Below are 18,472 nucleotides of genomic sequence, written 5' to 3' on the forward strand. Positions count from 1 at the left end.
GTTCAACGGCTCGCCGCAATTGTTCGCGGCGCCGCGCTGGCCAATACTGGATCGGTCGGACGCGCGGTCTCACAGGCAGGCGACAGGCATCGACATCACGGCGCGGACCAGCATACCAAAACGCGCTCTGAAGCCGCAGCGCGCGTCCCGTTGATTACTTTCACATTCACGTTCGCATACGAAGGAGTACGCCGCATGACCACGACGATCGCAGGTATCCAGATTCCCGACAGCATGATGGCGCGTGAAGCCACCGAACTCGTGCGCGACACCGAAACGGAGTTGCTGTATCACCATTCGCGGCGCGTGTTTCTGTTCGGCGCGCTGGCCGGGCAACGCAAGCAGCTGAAGTTCGCCCCCGAACTGCTGTACATCGGCGCGATGTTTCACGACATGGGCCTCGTCGCGCCATACAGCAGCGAGCAGGAGCGCTTCGAAGTCGACGGCGCGAATGCCGCGCGTGAATTTCTGCGGCGGCATCGAATCGGCGAGGACGAGATCGAGCAGGTGTGGACCGCGATCGCGCTGCACACGACACCAGGCATTCCGCAGCATATGAAGCCGGTGGTCGCGCTCGTCACGGCGGGCGTCGAAATGGACGTGCTCGGCCTCGCCTACGACGAATTCAGCGAACAGCAGCGCGAGGAAGTCACGCATGCGCATCCGCGCGGCGCACACTTCAAGGAAGGTATCATCGATGCGTTCGCGCACGGCACGATCCACAAGCCGCACACGACGTTCGGCAACGTGAAGGCCGACGTGCTCGCGCTGAAAGACCCGCATTATCATCGCGAGAATTTCTGCACGATGATTCTGGGTTCGGCGTGGAAGTCGTGAAGGGCTGTTTGCGGCAGGACGACAGGGATTTCCCGCTCGCGGAACGCGCGTTGCAAGCCATCCGCGATGGTATCGCCACGCCGCGCACATCGCCGTTCACTTGCCGAGAGGTTCAGCGCGATACGCCGTTTTTGCGCGAGTTGCTGATCGCATTCGGTCGCGCGGGCTACGTCGCGCTGTTCGAGATCGACGGCAACCAAACCGTGACCATGTTGGCGGTGCGCCATCAGCTAGAGGATGATTGTCACTGACCGAACTTTCGTCGCCGCGCCATGGTCATCAAAAACCTTCTCCGCAAGCTCGACCTCACCACGTTGCAGCTCTTTCTCGCCGTCTTCGAAGAGGGCACGCTCACGCGTGCCGCCGAGCGCGAGGCGATCGCCGTGTCCGCCGCCAGCAAGCGGCTGGTCGAACTCGAACAGGCGGTCGGCGCGTCGCTATTCCAGCGCAACGCGCGCGGCATGACGCTGACGCCGGCCGGCGAAACGCTGTTGCATCACGCGCGCCGGGTGCTGCGCGACATCGAGAGCATCGGCATCGAACTGGCCGGCCATGCTAGCGGCGTGCTCGGCTATGTGCGGATGATGGCGAACCTGTCGGCGATCGTCGAATTTCTGCCTGAAGATCTGCGCGCGTTCCAGTCGTTGCACGAGCGCGTGAAGGTCGATCTCGAGGAGCGGCCGAGCGGCGGCGTCGTCAAAGCCATCGACGAAAGCCTCGCCGATCTCGGCATCTGTTCCGGCGACGCCGATACGCGCGAGCTGCACGTCGAGCACTACCGACGCGATTCGCTCGTGATCGTGATGCGCGACGATCATCCGCTCGCGGCACGCACGAGCATCGCGTTCGCCGAAACGCTCGATGGCGATCACGTCGGCCTGCATTCGGCGAGCTCGATCAACGCGCGCACCCACCTCGCGGCGCGCCAGGCCGGCAAGCCGCTGCGCCTGCGCATCCACGTGCCGGGCTTCGATGCGGTGTGCCGGATGGTGCAGGCTGGCATGGGCGTCGGCGTCCTGCCGCAAAAGGTGCATCAACTGATGGGCCGCCCGCTCGGCCTCGTCGGCATGCCGCTCGACGACGATTGGGCCGAGCGCAGCCTCGTGCTCGTCGTGCGCGACGTCGATGCGTTATCGCCGGTGAGTCGGCTGCTGTTCGATCATCTGCGCACGGTCGAGGCGCGGGAAGCGGCAGCAGACGCTCAAACCTAACCCGCTTCCACCACCACCCAGTCTCCGCGCCGGGCCCGCAGCCGCCGCTGAGCGTTCTCCGTTCGCGAACGGTCGTTGGCGAATTGCGGTTGGACGCCGCCACCACGCCGCTCCTAAGCTGTCTCCCAACACGAAACGAGTTCGGAGACAACAACATGGGTGGACCACTGCAGGGTATTCGCGTCGTCGAGATCGGCACCCTCATCGCCGCGCCGTTCGCGGCGCGCCTGATGGCCGAGTTCGGCGCCGACGTGATCAAGATCGAAGCGCCCGAAACCGGCGACCCCCTTCGCAAATGGCGCAAGCTGCACGAAGGCACGTCGCTGTGGTGGTATCTGCAATCGCGCAACAAGAAGTCCGTCTGCGTGAATCTGAAATCGGCCGATGGCGTCGAGGTCGTCAAGCGCCTCGCCGCCGATGCCGACGTCGTGATCGAAAATCTGCGCCCCGGCGCGCTCGAAAAGCTCGGCCTCGGCTGGGACGTGCTACACGCGCTGAATCCGAAACTGACGATGGTGCGCATTTCCGGCTACGGTCAGTCCGGGCCATATCGCGACCGGCCAGGCTTCGGCGCGATCGGCGAGGCGATGGGCGGCATCCGCTACACGACCGGCGAAGTGGACGGCGCACCGGCGCGCGTCGGCGTGAGTCTCGGCGATTCGCTCGCGTCGCTGCACGGCGTGATCGGCGCGCTGATGTCGCTTCTGCGCGTGAAGACAGGGCAGGGCGAAGGCCAGGTGGTCGATGTGTCGCTCGTCGAGAGCGTGTTCAATCTAATGGAAAGCCTCGTACCCGAATACGACCTGTTCGGCCATGTGCGTGAGCGCAGCGGCGGCGCGCTGCCGGGCATCGCGCCGTCGAACACCTATCGCACCGAGAACGACGGCTATGTCGTGATCGCGGGCAACAGCGATCCGATCTTCAAACGCCTGATGCACCTGATCGGCCGCCCCGATCTCGCCGATGATCCCGCGCTCGCGCACAACGACGGCCGCGTGAAGCAGGTTGCGATGCTCGACCAGGCGATCACCGCATGGACCTCGCACCACGCGACCGGAGACGTGCTCGCCGCGCTCGAACGCGCCGAAGTGCCGGCGGGGCGCATCTATTCGGTGGCCGACATCGTCGCCGATCCGCATTACCAGGCGCGCGACATGGTGCTGCAGGCGCAATTGCCTGGCGGCAGGTCGGTCAAGATGCCGGGCATCGTGCCAAAGCTGTCGGACACGCCGGGCGAAGTGCGCTGGCAAGGACCGGCACTCGGCGAGCACACCGGCAGCGTGCTCAGCGAGCTTGGATTCGCCAACGAAGACATCGAGCGGCTACGTCGCGAGGGAGCAGTGCAATGAATACCGCGATCTTTTCCACGCTCGAGGCTGAGTCGTTCGAGCAACTGATCGTGCAGGAAGTCGCTCCGCGCGATGGCCTGCAGATCGAGCCCACGTGGGTCGAAACCGCTGACAAGATCGCGCTGATCAACGGGCTATCCAAATGCGGATTCACGCGCATCGAAGCGGGCTCGTTCGTGTCGCCGAAAGCGATTCCCGCGTTGCGCGATGGCGAAGCCGTGTTTCAGCAGATCGAGCGGCAACCCGGCGTGATCTACGTCGCACTCGTACCGAATCTGAAGGGCGCCGAGCGCGCATTGTCCGCGCGCGCCGACGAACTGAACCTCGTGATGTCCGCGAGCCAGACGCATAACCGCGCGAACATGCGCATGAGCTGCGAGTCGTCGCTCGCGGCGTTCGACGACATCGTGCGTCGCGCGATGGCCGCGGGCGGGCGGCTCAACGCGACCGTGGCGACCGCGTTCGGCTGTCCGTTCGAAGGGCGCATCGACGAAGATCGCGTGATCGGCATCGTCGACGCGTATCGCGAGATGGGCATCGAGGGCATCACGCTCGCCGATACCACCGGTATGGCGAATCCGCGCCAGGTGGCGCGGCTCGTCAAGCGCACGCTCGAGCGGCTGCCGGCCGCCGCGCTCACGCTGCACTTTCATAACACGCGCGGCCTCGGTCTCGCCAACGTGCTCGCCGCGTATGAAACCGGCGCGCGCCGCTTCGATGCGGCGCTCGGCGGGCTCGGCGGCTGCCCGTTCGCGCCGGGCGCCTCGGGCAACATCTGCACCGAAGACCTCGTGAATCTGTGCGACGAAATGGGCATCCCGACCGGGATCGACCTGCCGAAGCTGCTCGCGCTGTCGCGCGGTCTGCCTGCATTGCTCGGCCACGACATGCCGGGGCAAGTCGCCAAAGCGGGTCGCAATTGCGACCTGCATCCGGTGCCCGACTGCATTCAGCAGATCTGAACCGCAACCCGACAAACCAACCCTCAACCGATCAAACGACCGGACGGCACCGCCGAATCCGGCATTGGAGACAAGCATGAGTGACCTTGGCGTAGTGGCGGGCACTACCCGCGAACATGGCGCGGATGATCTCGCGGCCATCGTCCGCAAAGTCGCGTGGCGGCTGATGCCGCTCATCATGATCTGCTATCTGTTCGCATTCTTCGACCGCATCAATATCAGCTTCGCGAAGGTCCAGCTGCAAAGCGATCTGGGCTTGTCCGACACCGCGTACGGTCTCGGCGCGAGTCTGTTCGTGATCGGCTACGTCCTGTTCGAGGTCCCAAGCAATCTGTTCCTGTATAAGGTCGGCGCGCGACGCTGGATCGCGCGGATCATGATTTCGTGGGGACTCGCGACCGCGGCAATGGTGTTCGTCAACAACGAATGGCAGTTCTACGGGCTGCGCTTCGTGATCGGTGCGATGGAAGCGGGCTTCGCGCCCGGCGTGCTGTACTACCTGACGCTGTGGTTTCCGACCGAATACCGCGGCCGCATCACGTCGATGCTGTTTCTCGCGTCGGCGTTGTCGGGGCTGGTCGGCGCACCGCTCGCGGGGCTTGTGATCGGCCATATGGACGGCGTGCTCGGCATGCCCGGTTGGCACTGGCTGTTCCTGCTCGGCGGCTTGCCGTGCGTCGTGCTCGGTCTGCTGGTGCTGAAGCTGCTGAAGGATCGCATCGACGACGCGGGCTGGCTGTCGTCGGCGGAAAAGAGCCTGCTCGCTGGGCAGATCGCGCAGCAAAGCCGCCCGGCAGAGACCGGCCATTCGCTGCTGGGCGCGCTGAAAACGCCGGGCTTCCTGACGCTTGGGCTCGTGTACTTCCTGATTCAGGTCGCCTCGTACGGCCTGAATTTCTGGGCACCGCATCTGATTCACGTGGCGGGCACGAAGAATCCCACCGTGGTCGGGCTGCTGACGGCGGTGCCTTATGTGTGCGGCGCGATCTGCATGGTCGTGGTCGGGCGCCTGTCGGACGCCAGCGGCGAGCGGCGCAAGTTCGTGTTCGGGCTGCTGTTGATGTCGGCGCTCGGCTTCTTCGCCGCGGGATTCTTCGACAAGCAGACCACCTTGCTGGTGGTCGCGCTTGCCGTGATGGGCGCGGGCGTGGTCGCGTCGATCCCGGCATTCTGGGCGCTGCCGCCAAAGCTGCTGACGGGCGCGGGCGCCGCGGGCGGTATCGCGTTGATCAACACGCTCGGGCAACTCGGCGGGATCGTGAGCCCGGTGATGGTCGGACGTGTGAAGGATCTGACCGGCAGCACGACGCCGGCGCTGTATGTGATCGGCGCGATGAGCGTGGTGTGCGCGCTGATCGTGCTGTATGGGTTGCCGGAGTCGTTGCGCAGTCGTGAAACGACGCAGTGAAATCGAGGGTGGAGGGCGCGGCCGTTGGCTTGCATCGCGTGAGGTGCCGCGCTGCTGCCCGCTCCCGCATCCGCGCACGATAGGCCTGCCGTATCAAACACTTGGCAGGCCTGTGCGCAGGTTGTCCACAAGCTTGTTCCCAAATTATGTGGACAACTGGACTTCGAGTTCGGCGCGAGTGAAACGGCATCCTTGCGAAGCCCACTCGCCAGTATCACGGACTCCGTAGCGACGCTCACTGCCTACGCGTGCACCGCGCGCAGATAGTTCTCATGCTTCAAGCACTTAAGCTCGCTGTGCGAAGGTTGTCCACAGGCTTGCCAACAATTTAGGTGGACAAGTTTTGTTGCCGACGGAGTGGCGAGGAGCGGGATTCGGCATCAGTTGTGCGCATCACGCCTTCAACCCGGAGGCCGAAGCGACCACCTCCTCCTGCACCTGCACCTGCAAAACCGCATCCCGCTTATCGAGCAGATGCTGCCGCAAAATCGCGCTGAGCTTCTTGCCGTCGCGAGCCTCGAGCGCCTTCAGCATTTCATCGTGATCGTGAATCGCGCGGTCCCACTTCGGCGTCTGATAGTTCGAGCGAAAGCGCAGCGCCTGCAGCCGCCGGTTGACCGACACATACGTCTGCCGCAGCGCCGAATTTCTCGCCGCTTCGTTGATCTTGTCGTGGATCGCCTGGTTGCGACTGTAGTAGCCCGGCAGATCGTTCTGCGCACGGCACGCCAGCATCGCGTAATGCAGCGCCTTGATCTCTGCGAGTTCGGCCGCGGTGATGCGCTCGGCCGCGAGTTCGCCCGAAAACGCTTCGAGGCCGCTCATTAGCTCGAAGGTCTCACGCACCTCCGCTTCCGACATCTTCGATACCGACGCGCCCCGGTTCGGCGAAATCTCGATCAGACCTTCGGCAGCCAGCACCTTCAGCGCCTCGCGCAGCGGCGTGCGCGAAATGCCGAGCGTTTCGCACAACTCCCGCTCGTTCAGTTTCTTGCCGGGCTCCAGCGCTCCCTCGACGATAAAGCGGCGAATGTGCTCCACCACCGTGTCGTGCAGGCGCTGACGCTCGACCTTCGGCATCAGCGGGGCAGCGGTCAGACCCGCGTCGAAATCCGAATTTTGCATACAAAAATCCTCAGCTTCACATGAATTGGATTTTATCGGAACCATATCGATTAGTTAATCCATGCGCGCACGCGGGTAAACACGGGCCCTAGAGGCCAATTTTCGTCTTGGGAGCATCACGGTTCGTCTGATATAGTTTTTTGCATGCAAAATTCAATTGGAGGAGTTCGATGCTGAAGCTAGATTTTCATCCCGCTGGCCGTCATTTCCTGCAGATTCCGGGGCCGAGTCCGGTGCCCGATCGCATCCTCCGCGCGATGAGTTATCCGACCATCGACCATCGCGGACCCGAATTCGGCGAACTGGGTCTCAAGGTGCTCGACGGCATCAAGAAGATCTTCAAGACGCAGCAGCCGGTCGTCATCTATCCGGCGTCCGGCACGGGCGCATGGGAAGCCGCATTGTCGAATACGCTGAGCCCCGGCGATCACGTGCTGATGTTCGAGACCGGCCACTTCGCGACGTTGTGGAAAAAAATGGCCGAGAAGCTCGGCCTGAAGCCCGAATTCCTGGGGCTGCCAGGCATCGAAGGCTGGCGGCGCGGCGTGCAGCCGCAGATGATCGAAGAGCGTCTGCGCGCCGACACGCAGCATGCGATCAAGGCGGTCTGCGTCGTGCACAACGAAACGTCGACCGGCGTCACGTCCGACATCGCCGCCGTGCGTCGCGCGATCGACGCCGCGGGCCATCCGGCGCTGCTGCTCGTCGACACGATCTCCGGTCTCGCGTGCGCTGATTACCGTCATGACGAATGGGGTGTCGACGTGACCGTGTCGGGCTCGCAAAAGGGCTTGATGCTGCCGCCGGGCATTAGCTTCAACGCGATCTCGCCGAAGGCGATGGCCGCCAACCAGCACGCCAGGCTGCCGCGCAGCTTCTGGGACTGGGCGGAAATCGTCGACATGAACAAATCCGGCTATTGGCCGTACACGCCGAACACGAACCTGCTGTACGGGCTGCATGAAGCGATCGAAATGATTCTCGGCGAAGGGCTCGACAACGTGTTCGCGCGTCACGAGCGGCTTGCCGAAGCGACGCGCCGCGCGGTGCGCGCGTGGGGGCTCGAAATCCAGTGCGCCGATCCCGCCGTCTATAGCCCGGTGCTTACGGGCGTGATGACGCCCGGCGGCGTCGATGCCGACGCGGTGCGCAAGCTGATCTACGAACGCTTCGACATGTCGCTCGGCACGGGCCTCGGCAAGATGAAAGGCCGCATGTTCCGCATCGGCCATCTTGGCGATTGCAACGATCTGATGCTGCTCGCGACATTGGCTGGCTGCGAAATGGGTCTGCGACTTGCTGGCGTGCCGCTCAAGGAAAGCGGCATGCCGCCCGCAATGGAGTGGCTGAGCCAGGCACCGAAGACGCCGGGGTTGAAGGCCGCGGCTTGATTGTCGGGCGCAGGGAGCGCTTCCCTCATCGAGCCGCGCGCAGAACGCGGCCAGAACAACATGCAATGCGTCCATAGCGGCCTCGCGGCCGACGGGCGACGACGCAGCGCGCCACTTCAGGCGCGCCGTCGACAGATGCCATGGAGAGAGACGATGAAGCGGTTTCGTTTGACCAGTGCGACCAGTATCGTTCTAGTGATGCTCTGCATCATGTACTTCATCACGTACCTCGATCGCGTGAACGTCAGCACCGCGGCGGCGGGTTTCGGCAAGGAATTCAATCTCACGCATACGCAGGTCGGGCTCGTGTTCTCGGCCTTCGCGTATCCGTATCTGGTGTTTCAGGTGATCGGCGGCTGGGTAAGCGATCGCTTCGGCGCGCGACGCACGCTGCTGTTCTGTGGCGCCATCTGGGGTCTCGCGACGGTGTTCACGGGCTTCGCGGGCGGGCTCGCTTCGTTGCTCGCCGCGCGGCTCGTGCTCGGTTTCGGTGAAGGCGCGACGTTCCCGGCTGCAACGTCGGCGATGTCGCGCTGGGTCGCGAAGGAAAAGCGCGGCTTCGCGCAGGGCATCACGCACGCGGCGTCGCGAGTCGGCAACGCGGTCGCGCCGGCGCTCATCGTGATCGTGATGACCAACTGGGGCTGGCGCGAATCGTTCTTTATCTGCGGCGCGCTGAGTCTGGTGTGGGTGGTCATGTGGGCGGTCACGTTCACCGAGCATCCGAAAGATCATCCGCGCATCACGGCCGAGGAACTCGCGGTGCTGCCCACGCCGAAGCCGAAGGTCTCCGGGCTGCCGTGGGGCAAGCTGTTTCGCCGCATGACGCCGGTCACGATCGTCTACTTCTGCTACGGCTGGACACTCTGGCTGTTCCTGAGCTGGATTCCGCTGTACTTCCTGCACAACCACCATCTGCAATTGCAGAAGTCGGCGATCTTCGCGTCGGTCGTATTCTTCGCCGGCGTGATCGGCGACACGCTCGGCGGCATCGTCACCGATGCGATCTTCAAGCGCACCGGCAGCCTCAAACGCGCGCGCAGCTGGATGGTGTCGGTGTGCATGCTGTTCTGCCTGCTGTCGCTGATTCCTCTGATGTTCACGCATGACCTGACGCTGTCGATTGCCTGTCTCGCGTCGGGCTTCTTCTTCGCCGAGATGACGATCGGCCCGATGTGGGCGATCCCGATGGATATCGCGCCGGAATTCTCCGGCACCGCGAGCGGCATGATGAACACGGGTTCGGCGCTCGCCGCGATCATCTCGCCGGTGATGGGCGGCTTTCTGATTGACCACTTTGGCAACTGGGATCTGCCGTTCGTCGGCAGCATGTTGCTGATGGGCATCGGCGTCGTGCTCGCGTTCCGCATGCAGCCCGAAAGCCGCTTCGAAGTCGGCGCGTCGGAGAAGGCGCACGTTTCCACCCGGATGGGCGTGTAAAACATGACTTCATCATTGAGCCAGCTGCTTGCCGATGCGCGTCGCAATCGCACGGTGCTCGATACGTTGCCGCCGGAGCTGCTTCCTTCCGATGCCGACGCGGCCTACGCAATCCAGCACGAAATCTTGAGGGCGTGCGGCGCGCGAATCGGCGGCTGGAAGATCGGCGCGAAATCGGCGAGCGGACCGATTCAAGGCGCGCCATTGCCCGACACCGATCTGCACGCCGACGGCGCGCGTCTGTCGCGCGAAGGCTTCGCGCCGCTCGGGCTCGAACTCGAAGTCGCGTTCCGTTTCGGCCGGCGTTTCGAGCCGTCCACGAAACCGTACCGCGAGGACGAAGTGCTCGCGGGCATCGGCTCGATCGGCGCGACCATCGAGATCGTCGCGAGCCGCTATGCCGCGTGGCCCGCCATCGACAAACTCGCGCAGCTTGCGGACCTGCAAAATCACGGCGCGCTGATCGTCGGTGAATTCACACGGTATCGCGAGGATTTTCCGTTCGTCGCGCCGTCGCTGCGCTTCGCGTTCAACGGAGGCAATGTCGTCGAAACGACGCCCGCGAATCCGGCCGGCGATCCGCGGCGGCTGTTGACGTGGCTCGTCAATCACGCGAGTTCGCGCGGCATTGCGGTGACGCCGGAGACGCTGATCACCGCCGGTTCGTACAGCGGCATGTTCTTTCCGCGCGAGGCGGGCGACGTGAGCGGGCATATCGAAGGACTCGCGCCGGTGCATCTGACGCTGTACTAGGTAATTCGAGCTGCGCGGTTCAGGCGCGCTCCTCACAGGCCGACGAAATGACGAATCCCACTGCGGGCTTGCTCGTCAAGCCGATCCATCTGGTCCCCTCCGCCGCGCGCGCAACGAGTCCGCTCGCGCAGCATCTGCGCAAAGCGCTGCGCGGCGACGTGCTGTTCGATCTCGCCAGCCGCGGCCGCTACGCGACCGATGCGTCGATCTATCAGATCACGCCGGTCGGCGTCGTGGTGCCGCGCGATCAGGACGACCTGCGCATCGCGCTCGATATCGCGCGCAGCGAGAAAGTACCGCTGCTCGCGCGCGGCGCGGGCACGAGCCAGTGTGGGCAGACGGTCGGCGAAGCGCTGGTGGTCGATACGAGCAAGTGGCTCAACAATATCGTCGCGTTCGATGCCGACGCGCGCACCGTGACGGTCGAGCCCGGCGTCGTGCTCGATCATCTGAACGCGTGGCTGAAGCCGCATGGACTGTGGTTCCCGGTCGATGTATCGACGGCTGCCCAGTGCACGATCGGCGGCATGGCCGGCAACAACTCGTGCGGCTCGCGCTCGATCGAGTACGGCAACATGGTGCACAACGTCGACGCGATCGACGCGATTCTCGCCGACGGCAGCGAAGCGCGCTTCGCGTCGCTGCGCGAGCCGCCGCAAGGCGAGCGCTTGCAGCAGATCGTCGCGGGCGTAACGCGGATCGCACAGCGCGAGCGTGACGAAATCATCGCGCGCGTGCCGAAGGTGCTGCGCCGCGTCGCGGGCTACAACATCGATCTGTTCGATTGCCAGAATCCGCGCGCCTATACCGATGACGGCAGCGCGAACCTCGCGCATCTGCTGGTCGGCTCGGAAGGCACGCTCGCATTCAGCCGGCAGATCACCTTGAAGCTCGCGCCGCTGCCCGCGCACAAGGCGCTTGGCGTGGTCAACTTTCCGACCTTCCGGCAGTCGATGGCGCTCACGCAGCACATCGTCAAGCTGAAGCCGGTCGCTGTCGAACTCGTCGATCGCACGATGATCGATCTCGCGTTTAGCAATCCCGCGTTTCGTCCGGTGATCGAGAAGGCGCTGGTCGGCGAGCCGCAGGCGATTCTGCTCGTCGAATTCGCGGGCGAGGATCGCGACGCGCAGCTCGCGTCGCTGAAGCAGCTCACGGAGTTGATGGGCGAGTTGGGCCTGCCCGATGCGGTCGTCGAGATGCCGGACGCAAATGCGCAAAAAGCGCTGTGGGAAGTGCGCAAGGCTGGTCTCAACATCATGATGAGCATGAAGGGCGACGGCAAGCCCGTGTCCTTCATCGAAGATTGCGCGGTGCCGCTCGAACATCTGGCCGACTACACGAGCCGGCTGACCGACGTGTTTCATCGCCACGGCACCGAAGGCACGTGGTACGCGCATGCGAGCGTCGGCACGCTGCACGTGCGGCCGATTCTCGACATGCGCCGCGACGGCGCGACGAAAATGCGCGCGATCGCCGAGGAAGCGGCCGCGCTCGTGCGTGAGTACAAGGGCGCGTATTCCGGCGAGCATGGCGATGGGCTATGCCGTGGCGAATGGGTCGCATGGCAATACGGGCCGCGGCTCAACCAGGCGTTCAGCGAGATCAAGGCGTTGTTCGATCCGGACAACCGCTTCAATCCCGATAAGATCGTGCGTGCGCCGAAGATGGACGACGCGCGCAATTTCCGCTTTGCGCCGGGCTATCGCGAACAGCGCATCGAAACGGCGCTCGACTGGTCGACGTGGAACGTGAAGCGCGATCCGCTGACGGGCGCAGAAAGCGCGCCCGGCAGCGGCGACGATCTGAGCGGCGGCCTCGCGAAAGCGGTCGAGATGTGCAACAACAACGGCCACTGTCGCAAGTTCGACGCGGGCACGATGTGCCCGAGCTATCGCGTGACGAAGGACGAGCAACATTTGACGCGCGGGCGGGCCAACACGTTGCGGCTCGCGATTTCGGGGCAGCTCGGCGAAAGCGGGCTCGCGAGCGATGACGTGAAGGAAACGCTCGACCTGTGCGTATCGTGCAAGGGCTGCAAGCGCGATTGCCCGACCGGCGTCGATATGGCGAAGTTCAAGATCGAGGCGCGCGCGGCGCGTGTCAAGACGCATGGGGTGCGGCTGCGCGACAGGCTCGTCGCGTTCATGCCGCGCTATGCGGGCGCGGCGAGCCGCATGCGGAGGCTGCTGGCGCTCGCGGACAACGTGCCGGTGCTGTCGGCGTGGTTCAAGCGCTCGGTCGGATTCGCGACCGAGCGGAGTTTGCCGCGGTTCAAGAAGGCGTTTCTGGCCGATGCGGTGTCCGCGAAGCCAGCACGCAACGCTGCGCAGGCGTCCGCGCTGAAAGAAGTCCTGCTGTTCGTCGATACCTTCAACAACCACCTCGAGCCCGACAACGCGCGCGCCGCGCAACAGGTGCTCGAAGCGGCGGGCTACACGGTCCACTTCAATGCACGCCCGGGAGAGCGTCCCGTGTGTTGCGGCCGCACGTTTCTCGCGGCGGGTCTCGTCGACGAAGCGAAAGAGGAAGCGCGGCGCATGCTCGAGCTGTTCAGGCCGTTCGTCGAACGTGGCGTGCCGGTGGTGGGGTTGGAGCCATCGTGTCTGCTGTCGTTGCGCGATGAATTTCTGCAGTACGGTTTCGGCGAAGAGGCGCAGCGCCTCGCGCAGCACGCGTTTCTATTCGAGGAATTCCTCGTGCGCGAAGAAAAGGCCGGACGATTGCAGCTCGAATTGAAGCCGCTGCCGATGCAGCAGGCACTCGTGCACGGCCACTGCCATCAGAAGGCGTTCGACGCATTCACGCCGGTGCAGACCGTGCTGAAGTGGATTCCCGAATTGAAGGTATCGACGGTCGAATCGTCGTGCTGCGGCATGGCCGGCAGCTTCGGCTATGAAGCGGAGCACTACGCGAGCTCGCAGGCGATGGCCGAGCTGTCGCTGCTACCCGCGGTGCGCAAGCTGGACGCGGCCACGGTGATGGTCGCCGACGGGACTAGCTGCCGGCATCAGATTCACGACGGCGCGGGCGTCGACGCGATCCACGTCGCGCGCGTGCTGGCGATGGCGCTGCGATGACACGGAGCTAACCGCAAAGCGAAACTCAAACGCGAATCTCAAACGCGAATCTCAAACACCGATAGCCTGCCGGAACCCACTCGGCGTTACCCCGACAGCCTCGCGAAACCGGTGACTAAAGTGACTCGCATTTGCATAGCCACACTGCCCGGCGATCTGCGCGAGCGGCAACGTCGTCGTGCGCAGCAGCGTGCGCGCGCGATCGAGCCGCTGCCGCGCGATCCAGGCGGCGGGCGGCAACCCGAACGACTCGCGAAACATCCGCGCAAGATGAAACTCCGACAGCGCCGCGACACCCGACAACTCCCCGAGCGTCAACGGCTGCGCAAGATGAATGTCGATATAGTCGCGCAGGCGGCGCCGCGTCGCGGCCGACAGCCCGCCTTTCAGCGCCACGTTCGCGCGCCGTACGCCTTGGCCGCGCAATAGCAGGCTCAGCACTTCGTGCGCGGTCTCGTTGGTGCGCAGCAGACCGTCGGGACTTTCCCACTCCTCGTTGACGAGCGACTGACACAGACTCGCAATGCGCGGGTCCTCGAAATAGGTGCGATCGGCGAGCGTCAGTTCGCGCGGTTCGCGGTCGAGCTCCTGCACCGCGCGTCGCGTGAAATGCTCGGGCAGGAAGTACAGATGCATGAAGTGCATGTGGCCGCGCACCCACCAGCGCGATTCGTGATCGCCGGGCAGTGCGCACAGCCGCGACGGTGCGCCGTAGTGGCCCGGCATTTTCTGGCGCTCGGTGCGATAGCCGCCGTCCAGATAGCACGACAGCGTGTGATGGCCTGGCCGGTCGTAGACGGTCTCGTCCTCCTTCGTGTCGCGAGTCCATAGCGCGATCGCGAGTCCGTCGCCGAGCCACGCGAAGCGGTCCAGATGCGCGTTCGCACTGGCGAGCGTGTGACAGACCGACTGCAGGCCAAAAGGCATGCCGGCGGTGGATATCACGGGGACGGACGGGGTGGGGTTCACGGCTGCGCGCGGAGGTTTTCCGGTGTAGGGTGCTGGTTGAGCGGCCAGTATACGGCGCGTCCCGTCAGCCTGCGCATCGGCGCGAAAAAGTGCGCAATTTTGGACAATTGCGGGCGGCGGCGCGGTTCCATAGTCGGGCTTTCTGCGCGTCATCGCAGTCCGTCATTGCAGTCTGAGGCCCGACCATGAATCTCCTCCTTTATGCCATCACCGTGCTGATCTGGGGCACCACGTGGATCGCAATCAAATGGCAACTCGGCGCGGTGCCGCCACCGGTATCGATTGCGTGGCGTTTCTGGATCGCCGCGCTGCTGATGTTCGCACTGGCGCGCATCATGCGCCGCCCGATCTGGCCGCCGCGCGACGCCTGGCGCTACCTCGCCGCGCAGGGTCTCGCGCTGTTCTGCCTGAATTTCCTGTGCTTCTACTACGCCGAACAGCTCGTGCCGAGCGGGCTCGTCGCGGTGGTGTTCTCGACCGCGCCGCTGCTGAACTCGATCAACGGGCGGCTGTTCATGGGCCGGCCTCTGCAGCCGAGCGCGATTGCGGGTGCGTTGCTCGGGCTCGTCGGCATTGTCTGTCTGTTCGTGCAGCAGATGGCCGGGCATCTCGGCGATCACACCGCATGGCTCGGGCTCGGCGTCGCGTTTCTCGGCACGCTGTGCTTCTCGGCCGGCAACCTGCTGTCGAGCCGCATGCAGTCGATGGGCCTGCATCCGTTCGCGACCAACAGCTGGGCGATGCTGATCGGTGCGGCGGTCCTGACGCTCGGAAGTCTGTTCGCCGGCTATTCATTCGCGGTGGAACCGTCAGCGCGCTATCTCGGTGCGCTCGCGTATCTCGCGGTGTTCGGCTCGGTGATCGGCTTTACGGCGTACTTGATGCTCGTCGGCCGTATGGGCCCGGAGCGGGCCGCCTATTGCACGGTGCTGTTTCCGATCGTCGCGCTCGCGGCATCGACGCTGTTCGAGGGATATCGGTGGTCAGCGCTCGCGGTGGTCGGTCTAATGCTCGTGGTGGCCGGCAATCTGGTGGCGTTCGATCTGACGCGGCGGATTTTCGAGCGTCTCCGGGCGGCGCGGACATGATGAGCGTCTCGCTCAAGGTGAGGATTTACAGGAGCAGAAAAAGCGACTGAATCTCTGATCGGTGAGTCTTTACGGGAACCGGTTTTTACCGGTTTCGTGAAGGAAAGATTGTGTCGGAAACATGATTCGATGCAAATGGAATGAATTCGATGGATCGGCATTCAATAATCATTTTTTCATCAATAAATTTACTATTTTTATATGAGAGGATAAAACGCCAAATCTGATGTGCGCGTCTCGCGCCTCGCAAGGACCGACTGCCGTGAAGCCTTTCTCTCGCCTTGGCTTGGCCGTGGTGTTAATCCACAGCCTGATCTCGCCGAATGTTTCCGCGCAATCCCAATTGAATTACACGACCTCATGGATCGGTAATAGTTTCGGATTTGGCGACGGCAAATGGATGCAGCAGGATATTCAGGCCATTAGCGTCGGCGCCAATGGCACCGTTTATACGAATGCGCCGTGGGACGAAAGCGGCAGTGAAATCGCCGCCTATCAGGGGGGCGACAAGCTCGCGGTCGCCGGTTCGACGCATGGCTGGGGCGCGGCCGGCGGCGATGCGGTGACGGTGAATCACACGTACCTGTACGCGGCGATGTCGATCGGCAACGAGAACAATGCGCTGGTCGGCGCCGACTATCCGCCGGCCAATCAGACCTGGTACGGCATCACGCGACGCACGCTTGCGAATCTCGCGACCGGCGCGCCGTTTTCCGGCGGCATCGGCAATAGCGCGAACGCGACGAAGAACAGTTTCGTCGCGGTCGATACGGTGAAGACTGGCACCGACGCGAGCATTCGCGGCCTCGCCGCAACCGACAGCGAGCTCTACGTGGCCGACACGTACGGTAACCGGATCGCCGTGTACGACGCGCAGTCCATGCAGCCGCTGCGTTCGTGGAGCGTCGTGTCGCCGGCCCGCATCGCGATCGACACCGACTCGACGCTGTGGATCATCAGCGGCTTCGGCACGGGCAATCTGAGCATCCTGCACTACCGCGCCGACGGCACCGCGCTCGCCGGTCCATTGACACTGCCCGCCGGCACCGTGCCGAGCGACCTCACAGTGACGCCATCCGGCCAACTGCTGGTCGCCGACGACGGCGTTTCGCAGCAGATCCTCGTGTTCAACAAGGGCGCGGGCGGCCAGATGCAGGCGGGCCCGTCGATCGGCACGCGTAACGGCATTTTCCACCCGGTGCGCGGCGTGCCCGGCGATACGCGTTTCAACGGCATCACCGGCATCGGCGTCGACGCGGCCGGCAATCTGTACGTCGCGCAAAACGGCGAGGGACCGCGCGCGCTCGGCTCGGCATCCGTAGGGCAGGGCGCAGTGCTGGAGAGCTACGTGTACGGCAGGCGCGTGCTCAACTGGCGGCTCTACGGTCTGAGCTTCGTCGATAGCGGCGCGTTCGACCCGGCAACACCCGCTTCCATCTACACGGGCTCGAAGCGCTTCACGCTCGATTACAAGCAGCCGGTCGGCCACGAATGGTCGTATGCGGCGTTCACGCTCGATCGCTTCGACTACCCCGACGACCCCGCGTTTCACGAGCCGCGCGGCGTGCGTGGCGAACCGATGGTGCGCAGATTCGATGGCCAGCGCTTTCTCTATACGCTCGATCCGGGCGCGCACTATCTGAACATCTATCGCTTCGATGCCGCGCATGGCGAGATCGCGATACCGTCGGGGATGCTCGCGCAGAATCCGCTGCCCGGCGCATGGCCCGCCGCGCAACCGACGTACGGCGAATGGATGTGGCGCGACAGCAATGGCAATGGCGCCGTCGACGCGAGCGAGATCAGCGGCAATCCGTCGACCGGCAGCACGGTCGGCGACGGCTTCTGGTGGGTCGACGAACCCGGCAACGTGTGGCTTGCCACGCCATTGAGCGGCGTGCGCGAGATGCCGCTGCAAGGTCTCGACTCCGCCGGCAATCCGATCTACACGTACGCGAGTGCGAAGATGTTCGCGATGCCCGCGCCATTCACGCGGCTCGCGCGGCTCGTCTACGTCGCAGCGACCGACACGATGTATCTGTCCGGTTTCACGAGTGCGATTCCGTGGGACCCGACGCACTGGAAGGAAGCGGGTCCGGTGCTGGCCCGCTACGACAACTGGAGCAGCGGCAACCCGACGCTGACATACACGGTCTCGCTGCCGTGGAACACGCAAAGCGATCCGCAGACCACCACGGTCGGCGTCGCGGTGGCGGGCAACTATATCTTCGTTGCCGAGCTGTACACCGATCGCATCGACGTCTACGACGCGCGCAACGGCACTGCGGTCGGTTACATGACGCCGGGCGCGAGCGTCGGCGGCACGAGCGGCTGGGTCGACGTGTATCTCGGCATCAGCGCGGTGCAGCGCGATAACGGCGAGTACGTGGTGCTGGTCGAAGACGACGCGCGCGCGAAGCTGCTGATGTATCGCTGGACGCCTTGACGTGGATCGCTGTCGCGCCGAACACGAATAGACGGCGGCGCACGATCGGTATATAACAACCTTACCGATGCACTCAACGGAGCGATGTTCGATCATGACGCAAGACGTTTCTCCCAAGCCGCCCTCCGACGATCGTCCCGAGATCGAGCAGCTCGACGCGGCGCTCAGTCACGTCGATCAGCAGGTGTCGTCAGGCGGCATTGCGTCGGGCGCCGCGAAAGGCATTGTGTACAGTCTGATCGAAACGCTTGGTGCGCTGGTCGGCGATCCCGATCTGCCGGAGCACGCGCGTTCGGGTTACGAAGGATTGCTGGAGGCCGCGCGCGAGTTGCGCGCGAAGTTGGACCGCTGAGTGGACTGCTGAACACGCGGGTCCGCTCCGGCGCAAGCCATCGTGCCGTCTGTTATACAAA

The 18,472-nt window shown here is 64.2% G+C and carries 15 protein-coding genes; 13 read left to right on the plus strand and 2 right to left on the minus strand.

Going from position 1 to position 18,472, the window contains the following annotated elements; all coding sequences use genetic code 11:
* Positions 1 to 195: 195 nt before the first annotated feature.
* The 6 genes from OKW41_RS03920 to OKW41_RS03945 all read left to right on the plus strand — a co-directional run bounded on the left by OKW41_RS03920 (position 196) and on the right by OKW41_RS03945 (position 5,767).
* Positions 196 to 837, plus strand: coding sequence for an HD domain-containing protein (locus OKW41_RS03920; RefSeq protein WP_429444829.1), 642 nt, complete (start codon positions 196 to 198; stop codon positions 835 to 837).
* Positions 825 to 1,088 carry a type II toxin-antitoxin system RelE/ParE family toxin gene (locus OKW41_RS03925; protein WP_429571641.1) on the plus strand — a complete coding sequence of 88 codons (264 nt, stop codon included), beginning with the start codon at positions 825 to 827 and terminating at the stop codon, positions 1,086 to 1,088. Before OKW41_RS03920 ends, OKW41_RS03925 begins: the two co-directional genes overlap by 13 nt.
* Positions 1,089 to 1,109: 21 nt before the next feature.
* A complete protein-coding gene (locus OKW41_RS03930) occupies positions 1,110 to 2,048 on the plus strand; it encodes a LysR family transcriptional regulator (protein ID WP_429571642.1) in 939 nt (312 codons plus the stop codon).
* Positions 2,049 to 2,203: 155 nt separating this feature from the next.
* Positions 2,204 to 3,397 (plus strand): CaiB/BaiF CoA transferase family protein, encoded by a 1,194-nt coding sequence (locus OKW41_RS03935; protein WP_429571643.1) that lies wholly within the window; start codon positions 2,204 to 2,206, stop codon positions 3,395 to 3,397.
* On the plus strand, positions 3,394 to 4,359 hold the full coding sequence (locus tag OKW41_RS03940; RefSeq protein WP_429571644.1) for a hydroxymethylglutaryl-CoA lyase: 966 nt from the start codon (positions 3,394 to 3,396) through the stop codon (positions 4,357 to 4,359). The genes OKW41_RS03935 and OKW41_RS03940 overlap by 4 nt, the downstream gene beginning before the upstream one ends.
* Before the next feature lie 76 nt (positions 4,360 to 4,435).
* Positions 4,436 to 5,767 carry an MFS transporter gene (locus OKW41_RS03945; RefSeq protein ID WP_429571645.1) on the plus strand — a complete coding sequence of 444 codons (1,332 nt, stop codon included), beginning with the start codon at positions 4,436 to 4,438 and terminating at the stop codon, positions 5,765 to 5,767.
* 393 nt (positions 5,768 to 6,160) lie between these two features.
* Here the strand turns inward: OKW41_RS03945 and OKW41_RS03950 are convergent, their stop codons facing one another.
* Positions 6,161 to 6,892, minus strand: coding sequence for a GntR family transcriptional regulator (locus tag OKW41_RS03950; RefSeq protein ID WP_187612458.1), 732 nt, complete (start codon positions 6,890 to 6,892; stop codon positions 6,161 to 6,163).
* Between the two features lie 170 nt (positions 6,893 to 7,062).
* On the opposite strand from OKW41_RS03950, the gene OKW41_RS03955 reads away from it, so the two are divergent.
* The 4 genes from OKW41_RS03955 to OKW41_RS03970 all read left to right on the plus strand — a co-directional run bounded on the left by OKW41_RS03955 (position 7,063) and on the right by OKW41_RS03970 (position 13,556).
* On the plus strand, positions 7,063 to 8,283 hold the full coding sequence (locus tag OKW41_RS03955; protein ID WP_429571646.1) for a pyridoxal-phosphate-dependent aminotransferase family protein: 1,221 nt from the start codon (positions 7,063 to 7,065) through the stop codon (positions 8,281 to 8,283).
* A 153-nt stretch (positions 8,284 to 8,436) separates the two neighbouring features.
* Positions 8,437 to 9,723, plus strand: coding sequence for an MFS transporter (locus OKW41_RS03960; RefSeq protein ID WP_429444842.1), 1,287 nt, complete (start codon positions 8,437 to 8,439; stop codon positions 9,721 to 9,723).
* A 3-nt stretch (positions 9,724 to 9,726) separates the two neighbouring features.
* Positions 9,727 to 10,476, plus strand: a complete 750-nt coding sequence (locus tag OKW41_RS03965) for a 2-keto-4-pentenoate hydratase (protein WP_429571647.1) — start codon at positions 9,727 to 9,729, stop codon at positions 10,474 to 10,476.
* Positions 10,477 to 10,523: 47 nt separating this feature from the next.
* Positions 10,524 to 13,556 carry an FAD-binding and (Fe-S)-binding domain-containing protein gene (locus tag OKW41_RS03970; protein WP_429571648.1) on the plus strand — a complete coding sequence of 1,011 codons (3,033 nt, stop codon included), beginning with the start codon at positions 10,524 to 10,526 and terminating at the stop codon, positions 13,554 to 13,556.
* Between the two features lie 51 nt (positions 13,557 to 13,607).
* On the opposite strand, the gene OKW41_RS03975 is transcribed toward OKW41_RS03970, so the two are convergent.
* A complete protein-coding gene (locus tag OKW41_RS03975) occupies positions 13,608 to 14,483 on the minus strand; it encodes a helix-turn-helix domain-containing protein (RefSeq protein ID WP_429444848.1) in 876 nt (291 codons plus the stop codon).
* A 227-nt stretch (positions 14,484 to 14,710) separates the two neighbouring features.
* On the opposite strand from OKW41_RS03975, the gene OKW41_RS03980 reads away from it, so the two are divergent.
* From OKW41_RS03980 to OKW41_RS03990, 3 genes are all read left to right on the plus strand, one after another.
* On the plus strand, positions 14,711 to 15,613 hold the full coding sequence (locus tag OKW41_RS03980) for a DMT family transporter (protein WP_429444850.1): 903 nt from the start codon (positions 14,711 to 14,713) through the stop codon (positions 15,611 to 15,613).
* A gap of 262 nt (positions 15,614 to 15,875) precedes the next feature.
* Complete coding sequence (locus OKW41_RS03985; protein ID WP_429571649.1) at positions 15,876 to 18,059, plus strand: hypothetical protein; 2,184 nt, start codon at positions 15,876 to 15,878, stop codon at positions 18,057 to 18,059.
* Positions 18,060 to 18,153: 94 nt separating this feature from the next.
* Entirely contained in the window at positions 18,154 to 18,411 is a 258-nt protein-coding gene (locus OKW41_RS03990; protein ID WP_018424067.1) for a hypothetical protein, read from the plus strand.
* Positions 18,412 to 18,472 lie beyond the last annotated feature (61 nt).

The organism is Paraburkholderia sp. UCT70, assembly GCF_050434085.1.
Classification (GTDB): domain Bacteria; phylum Pseudomonadota; class Gammaproteobacteria; order Burkholderiales; family Burkholderiaceae; genus Paraburkholderia; species Paraburkholderia tuberum.

Bases quoted from the DNA above. Each gene is read 5' to 3' on its own strand.
- OKW41_RS03920 (WP_429444829.1), top strand. From the start codon at position 196: ATGACCACGACGATCGCAGGTATCCAGATTCCCGACAGCATGATGGCG.
- OKW41_RS03930 (WP_429571642.1), top strand. From the start codon at position 1,110: ATGGTCATCAAAAACCTTCTCCGCAAGCTCGACCTCACCACGTTGCAG.
- OKW41_RS03935 (WP_429571643.1), top strand. From the start codon at position 2,204: ATGGGTGGACCACTGCAGGGTATTCGCGTCGTCGAGATCGGCACCCTC.
- OKW41_RS03940 (WP_429571644.1), top strand. From the start codon at position 3,394: ATGAATACCGCGATCTTTTCCACGCTCGAGGCTGAGTCGTTCGAGCAA.
- OKW41_RS03945 (WP_429571645.1), top strand. From the start codon at position 4,436: ATGAGTGACCTTGGCGTAGTGGCGGGCACTACCCGCGAACATGGCGCG.
- OKW41_RS03950 (WP_187612458.1), bottom strand. From the start codon at position 6,892: ATGCAAAATTCGGATTTCGACGCGGGTCTGACCGCTGCCCCGCTGATG.
- OKW41_RS03955 (WP_429571646.1), top strand. From the start codon at position 7,063: ATGCTGAAGCTAGATTTTCATCCCGCTGGCCGTCATTTCCTGCAGATT.
- OKW41_RS03960 (WP_429444842.1), top strand. From the start codon at position 8,437: ATGAAGCGGTTTCGTTTGACCAGTGCGACCAGTATCGTTCTAGTGATG.
- OKW41_RS03965 (WP_429571647.1), top strand. From the start codon at position 9,727: ATGACTTCATCATTGAGCCAGCTGCTTGCCGATGCGCGTCGCAATCGC.
- OKW41_RS03970 (WP_429571648.1), top strand. From the start codon at position 10,524: ATGACGAATCCCACTGCGGGCTTGCTCGTCAAGCCGATCCATCTGGTC.
- OKW41_RS03975 (WP_429444848.1), bottom strand. From the start codon at position 14,483: ATGCCTTTTGGCCTGCAGTCGGTCTGTCACACGCTCGCCAGTGCGAAC.
- OKW41_RS03980 (WP_429444850.1), top strand. From the start codon at position 14,711: ATGAATCTCCTCCTTTATGCCATCACCGTGCTGATCTGGGGCACCACG.
- OKW41_RS03990 (WP_018424067.1), top strand. From the start codon at position 18,154: ATGACGCAAGACGTTTCTCCCAAGCCGCCCTCCGACGATCGTCCCGAG.